Origin of the sequence: Kriegella aquimaris (assembly GCF_900103215.1) — a bacterium.
Lineage (GTDB): Bacteria > Bacteroidota > Bacteroidia > Flavobacteriales > Flavobacteriaceae > Kriegella > Kriegella aquimaris.
Window position 1 is genome coordinate 101,100 of record NZ_FNGV01000014.1, and the last position, 13,239, is coordinate 114,338.

Sequence of the window (13,239 nt, forward strand, 5' to 3'; positions counted from 1 at the left end):
GCATAGCATGAAGAAATTCTTTGAGACAATAGCCAATATTTGGAAGATTGAGGAGCTAAGAAATAGAATTATTCTTACTCTAGGTCTTCTTTTGGTGTACCGTTTTGGTTGCCAAATAGTGCTTCCCGGTATCGATTCCAAACAATTGGCAGAATTGGCCTCTAGTACTGACCAAGGTATTTTTGGTTTATTAAATGCTTTTACCGGTGGTGCGTTTTCCAATGCTTCCATTTTTGCATTGGGTATCATGCCTTACATATCGGCATCGATTGTTGTACAGTTGATGGGTATAGCGGTTCCTTATCTACAGAAATTGGATAAAGAGGGTGAGAGTGGAAGAAAGACAAAGAATCAAATTACACGTTGGTTAACAATTGGTATTTGTATCGTTCAGGCGCCAGCTTATCTTTATGGATTGGAGGCGTTCGGAGTACGTGATAGTGCTTTTCTTTTAGGAAAAGGACTTGACTTTATGATTCCAGCGGTAATTATTCTAGTTACTGGTTGTGTTTTTGCCATGTGGTTGGGAGAAAAAATTACGGATAAAGGTATCGGTAATGGAATCTCTTTATTGATTATGATAGGTATAATCGCCACCATGCCGCAATCGTTCGTTCAAGAATTTATTTCAAGAACTGTCGATAATAATGGAGGTTTAATGTTCATTTTGATTGAGATCATCATATGGTTCTTGGTCATCTTGGCAAGTGTTCTGCTGGTTATGGCGACACGTCAGATTCCAGTACAGTATGCGCGTAGAACCGCATCTGGTGGATACGAGAAAAATATTATGGGATCACGGCAATATATTCCCTTAAAATTGAATGCTTCTGGGGTAATGCCTATTATCTTTGCGCAGGCAATTATGTTTGCACCGGGTTTATTGGGTAAAACATTTAATGATACGGCTGTCGGACAATGGATGGAGGTACAGTTTAATGATATTTTTGGTTTAGCATACAATTTGTTGTTCGCTTTTCTAATTATTGTCTTTACCTATTTTTATACTGCGATTACAGTACCTACGAATAAAATGGCCGATGATTTGAAGCGCAGTGGAGGTTTTATTCCGGGTGTTCGGCCAGGAAAGGAAACAGGCGATTTCTTAGATAAAATAATGTCTTTGATAACATTACCTGGTTCCGTATTTTTGGCGCTTTTAGCGGTACTTCCAGCAGTGGTGGTCAAGCTTATGGGTATTCAGGCAGGATGGGCTTTGTTTTATGGTGGTACATCGTTACTGATTATGGTAGGTGTGGCTATTGACACCGTTCAGCAGGTGAACGCTTATTTATTGAACAGGCATTATGACGGTTTGATGAAAACGGGCAAAAATAGAAAAGTAGCATAACGTTATGGCTAAACAAGCAGCAATAGAGCAAGATGGATCTATAATCGAAGCATTGTCGAATGCGATGTTTCGTGTAGAATTGGAGAATGGGCATGTGGTAACGGCGCATATCTCGGGAAAAATGCGAATGCATTATATAAAACTGCTTCCTGGGGATAAAGTTAAATTGGAGATGAGTCCTTACGATTTGTCTAAGGCGAGAATAACATACAGGTATTAAGAATAAGAAAGAGAGAAAGATGAAAGTAAGAGCATCAATAAAAAAGAGAAGTGCCGAGTGCAAGATTGTACGTAGAAATGGCAGGTTGTACGTAATCAACAAAAAGAATCCTAGATTTAAACAAAGACAAGGATAATTATGGCTAGAATTGCAGGTATTGATATACCAAAACAGAAGAGAGGCGTAATCGCCCTTACCTATATTTTTGGAATTGGTAATAGTAGGGCTAAAGAAATTTTGGAGAAAGCCCAAGTGAGTGAAGATACGAAAGTTTCGGAATGGAACGATGATGAAATAGGTCGTATACGTGAGGCAGTCGCTTCTTTTACCATAGAAGGAGAATTGCGTTCAGAGACTCAATTGAATATTAAGCGTTTGATGGATATCGGATGCTACAGAGGTATACGTCATAGATCTGGGTTACCATTGAGAGGACAACGTACCAAGAACAATTCTAGGACAAGAAAAGGAAAAAGAAAAACAGTTGCCAACAAAAAGAAAGCAACTAAATAATTAAAAGTCATTAGTATTTGGTAGTTAGATTGAATCTGTTTGAAATGTAAAAGTCTAGGATTCTAATACTAACAACTAACAACTAGAAACTATAAAATATGGCAAAGGCAAGTACAAAAACAGCAAAAAAGCGTAAGGTAATTGTAGACTCGGTAGGTGAGGCTCATGTTACTGCATCCTTTAATAATATCATTATCTCATTGACCAACAAGAAAGGCGATGTAATCTCTTGGTCATCGGCCGGGAAACTTGGTTTTAGAGGTTCTAAGAAAAACACACCTTATGCCGCTCAAGTAGCTGCCGAAGATTGTTCCAAAGTTGCTCATGAAGCAGGACTTAGAAAAGTGAAGGTATACGTAAAAGGTCCTGGTAATGGTAGAGAATCTGCAATTCGTACCATCCACAATTCAGGAATTGAAGTAACAGAGATTATTGATGTTACACCAATGCCACACAACGGTTGTAGACCTCCTAAAAGAAGAAGAGTTTAATCCAATATTAATATATTTCACAGAAGTGTAGATAACGATTATCGAAGGATAAGCCTTAATTCATAATCACACTTCAAATTAAAAGAAAATGGCAAGATATACAGGACCAAAAAGTAAGATTGCACGAAAATTCGGTGAAGCGATTTTCGGAGAGGACAAAGCTTTTGAAAAAAAGAGCTACCCCCCAGGACAACACGGTAACAACAGACGTCGTGGTAAAAAGTCTGAGTACTCTGTTCAGTTAATGGAGAAGCAAAAGGCCAAATATACCTATGGTATTCTAGAGAAACAATTTAGAAACTTGTTCACCAGCGCCAAAAGAAAAGAAGGTGTTGCCGGTGAGGTATTACTTCAATTATGTGAATCTCGTTTAGATAACGTCGTGTACCGTATGGGTATTTCTACATCTAGAAGAGGTGCGAGACAATTAGTATCTCACAGACACATTACGGTTAACGGTGAATTGGTAAACATTCCATCATACTCTCTTAAACCCGGTGATGTTGTCGGTGTTAGGGAAAAGTCAAAGTCTTTGCAGACTATTCAAGATGCGTTGTCGGCGAACAGTAGCGTTTATGAATGGATTACCTGGAATACTGAAAAAAAGGAAGGAACCTTTGTAGCGGTTCCCGAACGTATGCAGATTCCGGAGAACATCAAAGAACAATTAATCGTCGAGTTATACTCAAAATAAAACAACACTGATCCAATTATGGCATTATTTAATTTTCAGAAACCCGATAAAGTAATAATGATCGATTCCTCAGATTTCGAAGGGAAGTTTGAATTCCGCCCTTTGGAACCTGGTTATGGATTGACTGTTGGGAACGCATTAAGAAGGGTATTGCTTTCATCTTTGGAAGGGCATGCCATCACTTCGGTTAGAATCGACAAAGTAGAACATGAGTTTTCGGTAATTTCTGGTGTTGTTGAAGACGTGACAGAGATTATTTTGAACTTGAAACAAGTTCGTTTCAAAAAGCAAATTGATGATTCAGAATCAGAAGTTGTTTCTATTTCCGTAAGCGGAAAAGAGCAATTGACTGCCGGTGATTTTCAGAAATTTATTTCTGGATATCAAGTCTTGAATCCTGATTTGGTTGTTTGCAACATGGATCCTAAGGTGAGTATCAACATGGAGATAACCATTGATAAAGGTAGAGGTTATGTTCCTGCTGAGGAGAATAAAAAATCTGACGCACCTATTGGAACTATTGCAGTAGATTCTATTTTTACACCTATCAAGAATGTTAAATATAGCATTGAAAACTTCCGTGTAGAGCAAAAGACCGATTATGAAAAATTGGTTTTTGAGATAGTTACCGATGGTTCAATACATCCGAAAGATGCATTGACAGAGGGAGCAAAGGTCTTGATACATCACTTCATGTTATTCTCCGATGAGCGCATCACTCTTGAAGCTGATGAAATAGCACAAACAGAGACTTACGACGAAGAATCGTTGCACATGCGTCAATTGTTGAAAACTAAATTGGTAGATATGGATCTATCGGTTCGTGCCTTAAATTGTTTGAAGGCTGCAGAAGTTGATACGTTAGGCGATTTGGTTTCTTTTAATAAGAACGACTTGATGAAGTTTAGGAATTTTGGAAAAAAATCCTTGACCGAATTGGAAGAGTTGGTTATCAATAAGGGACTTAGCTTCGGAATGGACCTATCAAAATATAAATTAGATAAAGATTAAGTAATCATATTTTGCTCCTCGGTCTTACGAGTTTGGTAGCAAGATGATAAAATAAAAGTAATGAGACACGGTAAAAAAGTAAATCATTTAGGGAGAAAGAAAGCCCACAGAACGGCTATGTTGGCCAATATGGCTTGTTCCCTAATAGAGCATAAGAGAATTAACACTACAGTAGCCAAGGCGAAAGCCCTAAAACAGTTTGTAGAACCATTGATTACCAAATCAAAAGCTGAGAATAATCAAACTGCAGATAAAGGGACGCATAACAGACGTATTGTTTTTAAATACTTGAGAGACAAGTATGCGATTACAGAGTTGTTCGGTGCAGTTTCTGAAAAAGTAGGTGATAGACCAGGTGGATACACGCGTATAATTAAGTTGGGTAACCGTCTAGGGGATAATGCTGATATGGCCATGATAGAGTTGGTCGATTTTAACGAACTTTACAACGCTGGTCAACCTAAGAAGAAATCTACTAGAAGAAGTAGAAGAAGCGGCGGTAAAAAAGAAGAGACACCACCAGTGGTTGTAGCTGATACTGAAGAAAAGGCTGTTGAAAATGTTGCTGATGCCGAAGTTAAAGCAGATGATTCTGAAGAATAAAATGTTAGTATATTTTAATAAGTATAAAAGGATAGTCTTTGAAGACTATCCTTTTTTTATGTTTTTTTGTCAAATAAAATAGAACATGAAATATCAATCTAAAAGAAAAGCATTATTGTTGCTTGCAGACGGGACCATTTTTCATGGGAAGTCTGTTGGCGATAAAGAAGGTACGGCCTTTGGTGAAGTATGTTTTAATACGGGAATGACGGGCTACCAGGAAATATTTACGGATCCTTCCTATTTTGGTCAATTAATGGTCACTACCAATGCGCATATCGGAAATTATGGAACCAATGCCGACGAGGTGGAATCGGACTCGGTTAAAATTGCAGGATTAATCTGTAAGAATTTTAGCTATAACTATTCGCGACCAAGTGCGGATGCCAGCCTCGAACAATTTTTAAATGCCAGTAACTTATTTGCCATATCAGATGTAGATACAAGAGCCCTGGTTAGCTATATTCGGGATAATGGGGCCATGAACGCTGTGATTTCTACCGATGTTAAAAATATTGATAACCTCAAAAAGGAATTGGAAAAAGTACCGAGCATGGAAGGTTTGGAACTTTCTTCAAAGGTGTCGACCAAAGAGCCCTATTATGTGGGTGATGAAAATGCAACTTATAAAATAGCGGCACTTGACATCGGTATCAAAAAGAATATTCTGAGAAATCTCGCAAAAAGAGATGCTTATATAAAAGTGTTTCCATACGACACTTCATATGCCGAGATGGCCGAATGGCAATCAGATGCCTATTTTATTTCAAATGGTCCTGGGGATCCGGAACCATTGACAGCTGCTATCGAAACAACAAAGGGATTGATTGCCAGTGAAAAGCCACTATTCGGTATTTGTTTAGGGCACCAAGTTATTGCCTTGGCAAATGGTGTTTCCACCTTTAAGATGCATAACGGTCATAGGGGTATTAATCATCCCGTTATGAATTTGGTTTCAGGTAAAGGAGAGATTACATCCCAAAATCATGGTTTTGCCATCAACAGGGAAGAAACCGAAGCCAACCCTGAACTTGAAATCACACATGTACATTTGAATGACAAGACCGTTGCAGGAATACGTATGAAGAATAAAGATGTGTTTTCCGTTCAGTACCATCCTGAAGCAAGTCCTGGTCCGCATGATGCCGATTACCTTTTCGATCAATTCTTTGATATGATCAAATCGGCGGTCAACTAAAACGTTGTAGTTTAAATTAATGTTATTTCCTATAGAATATAGGGCGATAAACCAATTCGCAAAAGGTATGCTTTTGTATATTTGTGTTTTCGTAAAGCAATCAAAATAAAAGAAATCCATATGAGTATTATACTTAGTGTACACGCAAGACAAATTTTAGATTCAAGAGGTAATCCTACGGTAGAAGTAGATGTAGTTACCGAAGATGGTATATTAGGAAGAGCTGCCGTACCTTCTGGGGCCTCTACTGGTGAGCACGAGGCTGTAGAATTACGTGACGGTGGAAAGGCTTATATGGGAAAAGGAGTAAGCAAAGCTGTCGATAACGTAAATACTGTCATCGCGGAAGAAATCTTGGGAATGTCAGTTTTTGAGCAAAATTTGGTCGATCAGACTATGATCGAGCTTGACGGTACTCCTAATAAATCTAAATTGGGGGCGAATGCTATCTTGGGTGTTTCATTGGCTGTGGCAAAAGCGGCTGCGAACCAGTTGGGCATGCCTTTGTATCGCTATGTGGGTGGTGTTAGTGCAAATACTTTACCAGTACCAATGATGAATATTATTAACGGGGGGTCACACTCCGATGCACCGATTGCTTTTCAAGAATTTATGGTGATGCCAGTGAAGGCTGAAAGTTTTTCACACGCCATGCAAATGGGGACTGAAATTTTTCATAACCTGAAAAAAGTATTGCATGATAGAGGTTTGAGTACTGCAGTAGGTGATGAAGGAGGGTTTGCACCCAACTTGGCCGGTGGTACTGAAGATGCATTGGATACTATCGCTAAAGCTGTTGAAAAGGCCGGTTATAAACTGGGTGATAATGTTATGATTGCCTTAGACTGTGCTTCTGCCGAGTTTTATGTTGACGGTAAATATGATTATACCAAGTTTGAAGGAGATAAAGGGGTAATACGTACTTCCGAAGAACAAGCTCAATATTTGGCTGAGCTATGTGAAAAATATCCCATCATTTCCGTAGAAGATGGTATGGATGAAAACGACTGGGACGGTTGGAAAGCATTGACCGAGAAAGTAGGTGACAAAGTTCAATTGGTAGGTGACGACCTGTTTGTTACTAACGTAGAACGGTTGTCTAAGGGTATTGAAAATAACATCGCCAATTCTATTTTGATCAAGGTAAATCAGATCGGTACATTGACCGAGACTATCGCTGCGGTAAATATGGCAAAGAATGCAGGCTATACTTCTGTTATGAGCCACCGTTCTGGCGAAACAGAAGACAATACAATCGCTGATCTTGCAGTGGCCCTGAATACAGGACAAATTAAGACGGGTTCTGCTTCGCGCTCCGATAGAATGGCAAAATATAATCAGTTGCTACGTATCGAGGAAGAATTGGGCAGTATGGCATACTACCCAAAAGAGAAAGCATTCAATATCAAATAGTTTTCGAACCGGAAGAATAGGAGCCTTTCTTGATGTCAAATCAAGAAAGGCTTTTTTTTGATATTTTGTCAAAGTTTTCTGTAACTTATTGTTTATATTGAGGAACATAAAAGACCATTGATTGATATGAATAATTTTCTTTTTGTTGCCGCTGAGAATGATGGAATTGCAAACTGTAAGGCTGGTGGAATGGGAGACGTGGTGCGTGATGTTCCGAGACAGATTTCGGAGCGTGGAGATAGGGCTCACATAGTAGTACCCGCTTATTCGCGCCTTCATAAAAATGGTGTTTTTAAGAGTAATCTTAATTTTCAATTGCGCGGGCTCGATTATACAGCGGAGCTTTATGAGGTGGCACCAAAAAAGGAGTTCAAGAATTTATTTCATTACGTTATTCATCATCCTGAGATAGAGGGGGGTGAAATTGCCCATATCTATCACGACGACCCCGAAGAACCTTTTTTTACAGACGCCGTAAAATATATTATCTTCTGCACAGCGGTGGCCGAAGCTATAAAATTGGGGGCTTTTGGTAAGCTCGATGTGGTACATTTACATGATTGGCACTCAAGTTTACTGCTTTTTCTTAGGGCTTATCATAACGAATATAGGTCGTTAAAAGAGATTCGTTTTGTGTATACCATACACAACTTGGCAATACAGGGCATTAGACCTTTTGACAACAATTATTCTTCACTCAGAAATTGGTTTCCTGATATCGAGTTCAATACAGAAGATTTGATGGACTATAGGTATCAAGATTGCGTAAATCTTATGGCCGTGGGTATTCGGTTGGCCGATGCGGTGCATACCGTATCCCCATCATATAAGGAAGATGTTCTCAGGCCGAGTACACCACCCGAATTTATTGGAGGAGAAGGACTTGAGAAAGATTTACAGCAGGCAGACAACGAAGGAAGATTGTTTGGTGTTCTAAACGGTTCAAATTACAAAAACATAAGAGCCGCCGAGAAAGGATTGATATACCGAAATACGGTCAAAGCACTGTTTAGATGGTTGCAGGAAGAGTCAAAAAAATACAAAGCTGATTTCTTGGCCCATACGGGAGAAAAAGTGATGGAGTTTGTAGGGAAGCGCCCAAAATTTATAGTTTCTAGTGTTGCCCGATTGACGGAGCAAAAATTCTATTTTTTCAAACGGTCGCCGGAAGCATTCGTCGAAATTCTAAAGAAGCTGGAAAAAATAGACGGTATTTTTATGTTGTTGGGTACTGGGGCACCGGAGTACGAAGCGCTTTTTAGGGATTTGAGCTACAAACACAAAAACTTTATTTTTACGAACGGACAATCAGAAGATTTAATCGATTCGATTTATCTAGAGTCCGATCTATATTTCATGCCCAGTCTTTTTGAACCCTGTGGTATCAGTCAGATGTTGGCCATGCGAAACGGGAATCCATGTTTGGTGCATCATACGGGTGGGTTAAAAGATACTGTCGAGCATATGAAAACGGGCTTTAGTTTTGATGGAAAAACCTATGATGAGAAAATTAAGAATATGCTCTTGACTTTCGATGTTGCCTTGGATATTTTCGTGAACGATAAGGATAAGTGGAAGGAAATTCAAGACAATGCCAAAAAAATGCGGTTTACTTGGGAGAAATCGGTCGACGGATACTACGAATTTTTATATGCCCTAGGGGTAAGGGCAAGTTAAGGCCAAAACGTTATTACCAATTTGCTATACTCCTACCACTTCTGTTAAGAATGCCACAAAAAAAATAATGAAATTGTTAACGTGAAGTGTTTTTCATAAATTTACAAATTACAGACTTAACAAGTAAACTATACAAATGTCAGATAAAGTTACGCTAGACTACAACGGAAAGAAATTTGAATTTCCAGTCATTGAAGGAACAGAGAAAGAGGTTGCAATCGATATAAAAACATTGCGTTCGACGACGGGGCTGACGACTTTGGATCCTGGGTATAAAAATACAGGGTCATGCGAAAGTGCCATCACTTTTTTGGATGGAGAGAAAGGAATTCTTAGATATCGTGGTTATGCGATAGAAGAATTAGCCGAAAAGGCTGATTTTTTAGAGGTGGCGTACTTGCTGATTTTTGGAGAATTGCCCAATAAAGAACAGCTAGCAAAATTTCATCGTGATATTCGTGAAGAATCACATATCGATGAAGAAATGAAAAAGATTTTGGACGGTTTTCCCAAATCTGCTCACCCGATGGGCGTTATTTCTTCGTTGACAAGTGCGCTTATTGCTTTCAATCCTTCTACAGTTGACGTTTCTTCTGAAAAAGATATGTACCATGCCATCGTGCGTATCATGGCGAAATTTCCTGTTTTAGTAGCATGGACTTTACGCAAGAAAAAAGGCTTGCCGTTAGATTATGGTGACGATACTTTGGGCTATGTTGAGAACATACATAAAATGATGTTCAAGAAGCCAAACCAAACCTATAAAAAGAATAGTGTGGTTATCGAAGCTTTAGATAAACTGTTGATTCTACATGCCGATCATGAACAAAACTGTTCTACTTCTACAGTACGAATCGTAGGATCATCGCACGCCGGATTGTTTGCTTCGCTTTCTGCCGGAATATCTGCCCTTTGGGGACCACTGCATGGAGGTGCCAATCAGGCGGTTCTTGAAATGCTTGAGGCAATTGAGGCCGATGGAGGTGACACAAAAAAATACATGGCCAAAGCCAAAGACAAGGAAGATCCTTTCCGTTTAATGGGCTTTGGGCATAGAGTCTATAAAAATTTCGACCCTAGAGCAAAGATTATCAAAAAAGCGGCTGATGAAGTTCTTAGTGATTTAGGTGTCGAAGATGCGATATTGGATATTGCCAAAGGGTTGGAGAAAGAAGCTTTGGAAGATGAATATTTCGTAAAACGAAAGTTATATCCTAATGTTGATTTTTACTCGGGTATCATTTATCGAGCATTGGGTATACCTACCGAAATGTTTACTGTAATGTTCGCTTTGGGTCGGTTGCCAGGATGGATTGCTCAATGGCGTGAAATGCGTTTACGTGGCGAACCAATAGGTCGACCTAGACAAGTTTATATTGGCGAAAATCTTAGGCCTTTCGTCAATGTCGATTTGAGATAGTCTACAAAAGAATAAGTCATAAATGCCCTTTTAATTATTTAAAAGGGCATTTTTTTTACCCTGATAGTATACCCTATCTTTACCTAAAATTGAGTATTATGCTGCAACTACACATCACTGATGAGACGTCACGTTTAAAGGCGGTGCTTTTAGGTACTGCAGTTAGTTGTGGGGCGACCCCAACACCCGAGGAGGCGTATGATCCGAAATCATTAGAGCACATTTTAAACGGAACATATCCGGTCGAGGCTGATATGGTAAAGGAAATGGAGGCTTTCGCCGCGGTTTTTAAAAAATACGGGGTTAGGGTTTTTCGCCCGGAAGTGTTATTGAACTGTAACCAGATATTTTCTAGGGACATTGCTTTTGTTATAGAGGATAAATTGATATTGGCTAATATCCTTCCGGATAGGGAAAAGGAAATTGAGGCCATTCTTCATGTGTTGGACAAGATTCCTGAAGATGATATTCTTCACCCCCCCAAAGAAGTACATGTTGAAGGAGGCGATGTAATGCCTTGGAACGATTATATCTTCATAGGCACGTACACGGCAGATGATTATGCCGACTACATTACAGCACGTACCAATAAGGAGGCCGTTAAGTACATTGCTGAATTATTTCCTCATAAAAAGGTCAAGTCTTTTGAACTTAGAAAAAGTAATACCAACGCCAAAGAGAATGCGTTACATTTAGACTGTTGTTTTCAGCCCTTGGGTAGAGGAAAAGCGATTTTGCATAAAAATGGTTTCTTGATTGAAGAAGAATACCAATGGCTCGTTGATTTCTTTGGAAGGGAGAATATTTTCGAAATTACAGCGGATGAAATGTATCAAATGTTCAGTAATGTATTTTCGATATCACCCGATGTTGTTGTTTCCGAACGTGGTTTTACAAGGCTCAACAATTGGCTCAGAACCCAAGGTTTTACGGTAGAGGAAATTCCTTATGCCGAAATTGCAAAGCAAGAGGGGTTGCTTCGCTGTAGTACCTTGCCTTTGACAAGGGAGTGTATTGAGCTAATGTAAATAGTGATGAATACGAAAATTCAAAAAATAATTTGATGCAAATTACCAATACGATTCTAATGATTCGTCCGGTCAGTTTTCGAATGAACGAACAGACTGCGGTGAACAATTATTTTATGGAGGATCTTGAAATCCAGAATCAAGCAATAAATGCCAAGGCACAAGTTGAGTTTGATGATTTTGTTACTGTTCTTCGCAGTAAAGGGGTAAACATTATTATTGTCGATGATACCAAATTTCCCGATACCCCAGATTCTATTTTCCCCAATAACTGGATTTCTTTTCACGCCGATGGAACCGTAGTTCTTTACCCCATGTTCGCTGAAAATAGAAGAAATGAGCGTAGGGAAGATATTCTGGATACAATGGAAGAACATGGATTTCTTATTGAAAACATTGTAGATTATACTTCGGCAGAGGAAGCTGATGTCTTTCTAGAGGGTACCGGTAGTATTCTGTTAGACCGAGAAAACGAAAAAGCGTATTGCGCCCTATCTGAACGTGCAGACGAAGAATTATTTATCGAATTCTGCGAAGATTTTGAGTATTTTCCAGTCTTGTTTACGGCAAATCAATCGGTGGATGGGAAACGTTTGCCTATCTATCACACCAATGTTATGATGTGTCTAGCGGAACAATTTGCCGTAATTTGCCTCGATTCCATAGATGATAAAAAGGAACGTAAGAATGTTCTTGATCACTTGAAGAAAGATGGCAAAGAAATCATTGCGATTTCCGAAGCACAAATGCATCATTTTGCCGGCAATATGCTACAGGTTTTTGGTGATAATGACAAGCGATTTTTGGTAATGAGTTCAGCGGCCTACCATAGTCTTACCAGTTCTCAAATTCGGCAAATCGAAAAGCATTGTGAAATTGTCCATAGTTCTTTGGAAACCATCGAGACCTGTGGGGGTGGTAGTGCCCGGTGTATGATGGCTGAGGTGTTTTTGCCGAAAAGGAGTTAGTTGTTCTCGAAATAAAGGGTAATTTAAAAAATTACTAAAAATGAATTTTGTACTATGAACCGTGAAGCGTTGGATCGTGCCGTAGGCAAATATGCACCTCATTTGTCATTAGGCGCCCGCAACGATTTGGCAAATTTAGGGCACGAGTTTTTTTTGGAAAAAGGCGCATTTCTTTTTTGTCGGAATACTTCCGATGATTATGAATATATCTTGTTAAATGGCATCGCCAGAACATACCTACATAATACGGAGGGGACTGAGGTCACTCTTTCTTTTTTTGAGGATAATACGGTTTTACCTCCCTATGTGACCCGTACGAATAACCAAAGGTCTTTACTTTTTTGTGATGCAGTCACCGACTGTAGATTGATTCGTTTTAGAGCTGCGGAATTTGAAGCGCTTATGATCGATAATCTAGAGATACGAAATTTCGGGAACTCAGTACTCCGAATAGAGCTTCAGAATAAAGTGCTCAAGGAAATAAGAATGGCTTCATGGACGGCCAAGGAAAGATTACAGCAGTTTCGCAAAGACTTCTCAATGTTGGAAAATCAGGTGCCTCATCCTATGATAGCATCCTATCTGGGCATAACCAATGTATCGTTAAGTCGCTTAAGGAAGGAAAGCTAAATTGCTTTTTATCATTTGTTAA

General features: G+C 39.2%; 15 protein-coding genes. All 15 read left to right on the forward strand.

Annotated features, from left to right (window positions below; all coding sequences use genetic code 11):
• Positions 1-7 precede the first annotated feature (7 nt).
• Positions 8-1,351: a preprotein translocase subunit SecY gene (gene secY / locus BLS33_RS20205; protein ID WP_089894106.1), complete on the forward strand. Its 1,344-nt coding sequence runs from the start codon at positions 8-10 to the stop codon at positions 1,349-1,351.
• A 4-nt stretch (positions 1,352-1,355) separates the two neighbouring features.
• A complete protein-coding gene (gene infA / locus BLS33_RS20210) occupies positions 1,356-1,571 on the forward strand; it encodes a translation initiation factor IF-1 (protein ID WP_013751343.1) in 216 nt (71 codons plus the stop codon).
• Between the two features lie 19 nt (positions 1,572-1,590).
• Positions 1,591-1,707, forward strand: coding sequence for a type B 50S ribosomal protein L36 (gene ykgO / locus BLS33_RS20215; RefSeq protein WP_089894109.1), 117 nt, complete (start codon positions 1,591-1,593; stop codon positions 1,705-1,707).
• Positions 1,708-1,709: 2 nt separating this feature from the next.
• The gene (gene rpsM, locus BLS33_RS20220) at positions 1,710-2,084 is read left to right on the forward strand and encodes a 30S ribosomal protein S13 (protein WP_089894112.1); all 375 of its coding nucleotides are present in this window, start codon (positions 1,710-1,712) and stop codon (positions 2,082-2,084) included.
• A 98-nt stretch (positions 2,085-2,182) separates the two neighbouring features.
• Positions 2,183-2,575, forward strand: a complete 393-nt coding sequence (gene rpsK / locus BLS33_RS20225; protein ID WP_089894120.1) for a 30S ribosomal protein S11 — start codon at positions 2,183-2,185, stop codon at positions 2,573-2,575.
• Positions 2,576-2,663: 88 nt separating this feature from the next.
• Entirely contained in the window at positions 2,664-3,269 is a 606-nt protein-coding gene (gene rpsD / locus BLS33_RS20230; RefSeq protein ID WP_089894123.1) for a 30S ribosomal protein S4, read from the forward strand.
• A gap of 18 nt (positions 3,270-3,287) precedes the next feature.
• Positions 3,288-4,280, forward strand: coding sequence for a DNA-directed RNA polymerase subunit alpha (locus tag BLS33_RS20235; protein WP_089894125.1), 993 nt, complete (start codon positions 3,288-3,290; stop codon positions 4,278-4,280).
• Positions 4,281-4,340: 60 nt separating this feature from the next.
• Positions 4,341-4,883, forward strand: coding sequence for a 50S ribosomal protein L17 (gene rplQ / locus BLS33_RS20240; protein ID WP_089894130.1), 543 nt, complete (start codon positions 4,341-4,343; stop codon positions 4,881-4,883).
• A gap of 85 nt (positions 4,884-4,968) precedes the next feature.
• Positions 4,969-6,081: a glutamine-hydrolyzing carbamoyl-phosphate synthase small subunit gene (gene carA, locus BLS33_RS20245; RefSeq protein ID WP_089894133.1), complete on the forward strand. Its 1,113-nt coding sequence runs from the start codon at positions 4,969-4,971 to the stop codon at positions 6,079-6,081.
• A gap of 120 nt (positions 6,082-6,201) precedes the next feature.
• Positions 6,202-7,494 carry a phosphopyruvate hydratase gene (eno, locus tag BLS33_RS20250; RefSeq protein ID WP_089894136.1) on the forward strand — a complete coding sequence of 431 codons (1,293 nt, stop codon included), beginning with the start codon at positions 6,202-6,204 and terminating at the stop codon, positions 7,492-7,494.
• Positions 7,495-7,620: 126 nt separating this feature from the next.
• Complete coding sequence (locus tag BLS33_RS20255) at positions 7,621-9,171, forward strand: glycogen synthase (RefSeq protein WP_089894139.1); 1,551 nt, start codon at positions 7,621-7,623, stop codon at positions 9,169-9,171.
• 136 nt (positions 9,172-9,307) lie between these two features.
• Positions 9,308-10,591, forward strand: a complete 1,284-nt coding sequence (locus tag BLS33_RS20260) for a citrate synthase (RefSeq protein WP_089894142.1) — start codon at positions 9,308-9,310, stop codon at positions 10,589-10,591.
• Between the two features lie 98 nt (positions 10,592-10,689).
• Positions 10,690-11,619: a dimethylarginine dimethylaminohydrolase family protein gene (locus tag BLS33_RS20265; RefSeq protein ID WP_089894145.1), complete on the forward strand. Its 930-nt coding sequence runs from the start codon at positions 10,690-10,692 to the stop codon at positions 11,617-11,619.
• Positions 11,620-11,654: 35 nt separating this feature from the next.
• Positions 11,655-12,587, forward strand: a complete 933-nt coding sequence (ctlX, locus tag BLS33_RS20270) for a citrulline utilization hydrolase CtlX (protein ID WP_089894148.1) — start codon at positions 11,655-11,657, stop codon at positions 12,585-12,587.
• A gap of 54 nt (positions 12,588-12,641) precedes the next feature.
• Positions 12,642-13,217 carry a Crp/Fnr family transcriptional regulator gene (locus tag BLS33_RS20275; protein ID WP_089894151.1) on the forward strand — a complete coding sequence of 192 codons (576 nt, stop codon included), beginning with the start codon at positions 12,642-12,644 and terminating at the stop codon, positions 13,215-13,217.
• The last annotated feature ends 22 nt before the right edge of the window (positions 13,218-13,239 follow it).